This is a genomic window from Streptomyces tricolor (assembly GCF_002155905.1).
Lineage (GTDB): Bacteria > Actinomycetota > Actinomycetes > Streptomycetales > Streptomycetaceae > Streptomyces > Streptomyces tricolor.
This window is the reverse complement of sequence record NZ_MUMF01000456.1, coordinates 1-2,535: the sequence shown is the minus strand read 5'-3', so window position 1 is coordinate 2,535 and position 2,535 is coordinate 1. Positions and strand designations below refer to the sequence as shown.

The window sequence follows — 2,535 nt, the reverse complement described above, 5'->3', positions numbered from 1 at the left end:
CTGCGCGGTGGCGTCCGCCGGCTACGCCATGACCGCCCTGTACGACAGCCCCGCCCCCGCCTTCGGCCCGCTGTCCGCCCTCGGCGCCCTCGTCGTCGCCGGCTCCACGGTCGCCACCCTGCTCACCGCGGCCGTCGAGGCCCGCCAGAGCCGCGCCGACACCACGGCCGCACTGCTCCGCCTCGGCGCGCCCGCCACGATGCTGCGCATCGCCGCCGCCCTGCGCGCCGCCGCCCTGCTGGCCGTGTTCGCCCCGCTCACCCTGGCGACCGCCACGCTCTCGGCACTGCCCCTGAGCCGCTGACCGCCGGGGCGGGAGCGGCGCCGGGCACGGTGCCGGAAAAAAGTTCCCCGTTCGCCGATGAGTTCGGCGCGGACCGCCGGTCCACCCCACCGAACGCGACGCACGAAGCGCGCACCACCAGGGAGAGGACCCCATGTACCAGCAGATGATCTTCGTGAACCTGCCCGTGAACGACCTGGACGCCTCCAAGAAGTTCTTCACCGAACTCGGCTACACGATCAACCCGCAGTTCAGCGACGAGAACGCGGCGTCCGTGGTGATCAGCGACACCATCGTCGCGATGCTGCTGACCAAGCCGTTCTACGCGACCTTCACCAAGAAGGAGATCGCCGACGCGACGACGACCAGCGAGGTGCTGATCTGTCTGAGCGCCGAGAGCCGCGAGAAGGTGGACGAGCTGGTCGACAAGGCCATCGCGGCGGGCGGCACGGCGAGCGGGACCACCCAGGACCACGGCTTCATGTACGGCCGTGCCTTCGACGACCTCGACGGCCACACCTGGGAGGTCATGTGGATGGACCCGGCGGCCGTCCAGGGCTGACCCCCCGCGGCCCGAACATCCGTGCCAGCATGGGCGGGTGCACCCGATACCCGCCTCCTCGCACCGCGCCGCCCACGACCACGAGATCGAGTCCCTCGCCGAGTTCGACGCGGTGGTCGCCGAGCACGGCTCGCTCGCCCGGTTCCGCGTGCAGGCCGTCGATCTGACCGGCCGTACCGACGTCCTGCTCCGCCTCGACACCACCGGGGCCGTCTTCCTCGGCTGCCCCATGGACCCCGGGGCCGCCGCGCACGTCGCGGCGGCCGGGGCGCTGGTGTTCCCGCCGGTCCCGGGCCTCCCGTTCGACCCCTACCGCGCCTTCGCCTACACGCCCGACGAGTTGTTCGACTCGCTGGCCGAGGGCTACGAGGCGACACCGGACGCACGGGCCTACGCCTGGTTCCAGCGGACGAAGGCCGACGGTGACGTCTTCGCCTCGATGCTCCGCGCGATCCACGACGACGCCGTCTCCGACGCCCTGGACGAACTCCTCGTCGGCGCCCGGGTGGTGGGTGTCATGGGCGGCCACGCGATGGCGCGCGGGACCGCCGCGTACGCCGGTGCCGCCCGGCTCGGCCGCGCGCTGACCCGCGCCGGGTTCACGGTCGCCACCGGCGGCGGGCCGGGCGCGATGGAGGCCGCCAACCTCGGCGCGTACGCCGCCCCCTTCGCCGACGACATGCTGGAGGACGCGCTCCGGCTGCTCGCCAAGGCGCCCTCGTTCCGCCCGTCGGTCACGGACTGGGCGCGCGCCGCGTTCGAGGTGCGCGAGCGCTGGCCCGGCGGTGGGGCGTCGGTGGGCATCCCCACCTGGTTCTACGGCCACGAACCGCCGAACGCGTTCGCCGCGCACATCGGCAAGTACTTCGCCAACGCCACGCGGGAGGACGGCCTGCTGGCCCGCTCCACCGCCGGGGTGGTGTTCCTGCCGGGCGCCGCCGGGACCGTACAGGAGATCTTCGACAACGCGACGCCCAACTACTACGAGTCGCGCGGCGAGCCGACCCCGATGGTGCTCGTGGACGACGGGCACTGGACGCGGGAGCTGCCGGCCTGGCCGCTGCTGCGGTCGCTGGCCCGGGGACGGGCGATGGAGTCCCGTATCGCCCTGGTCGACCGGATCGAGCAGGCCGCGGAGGCGCTCAAACGTCTGGGCGGTTAATAAGCGGGCAAAGGCAACGGCCGCCGACGGCCCACGCGTTGACACTGCTTATGGAGCGCTTATAAATCTGTGAGCCTCCCGGGGTCGCTGGGGCCTCGTCTCTTCCGTGTCCCGACCGTCGCCCCAACACCCCTTCCACCCCCCGCAATTGCTCTCTGTAAAGGACAAACGTTGTCCATGACTCGCCGTGGCGTACGCCGTTCCGTGCGCCTGCTGGGTGTCGCCTCCGGATCGGCGGCGCTGGTGCTGGGCCTGGCCGGTTCCGCACTCGCCTGCACCATCAAGGACTTCTCCGCCGAAGCCAGGTGCGCCGGCGGCAAGGGCGTCATCGTCGTCACCGACACCGATCCCTCCGCCACCGACGCCACCGTCAGCGTCTTCCTCCAGGGAAAGGGCGGCGTGGAGACGAAGGTCGGTGAGCAGCCCGTCAAGGGGTCCAGGGAGGGTGTCTCGATCACCTTCCCCGAGGACTGGAAGCCGAGCGCCACCTACCGCGTCCACGTCAAGGGCGGCAAGGTCGACCGGGAC

At 71.8% G+C, this 2,535-nt stretch carries 2 protein-coding genes and 2 pseudogenes; all 4 read left to right on the top strand.

The window, feature by feature from the left end:
- Positions 1–304, top strand: a pseudogene (locus CCN44_RS29545) (hypothetical protein); the annotation flags it as partial.
- Between the two features lie 133 nt (positions 305–437).
- Complete coding sequence (locus CCN44_RS29540) at positions 438–845, top strand: VOC family protein (RefSeq protein ID WP_059252859.1); 408 nt, start codon at positions 438–440, stop codon at positions 843–845.
- 37 nt (positions 846–882) lie between these two features.
- Positions 883–2,007 carry an LOG family protein gene (locus tag CCN44_RS29535; protein ID WP_086700958.1) on the top strand — a complete coding sequence of 375 codons (1,125 nt, stop codon included), beginning with the start codon at positions 883–885 and terminating at the stop codon, positions 2,005–2,007.
- 177 nt (positions 2,008–2,184) lie between these two features.
- Positions 2,185–2,535: pseudogene (locus tag CCN44_RS29530) on the top strand (sortase-dependent protein); the annotation flags it as partial.

Excerpts from the sequence above, each read along its gene's own strand:
- CCN44_RS29540 (WP_059252859.1), top strand. The coding sequence starts at position 438 with ATGTACCAGCAGATGATCTTCGTGAACCTGCCCGTGAACGACCTGGAC.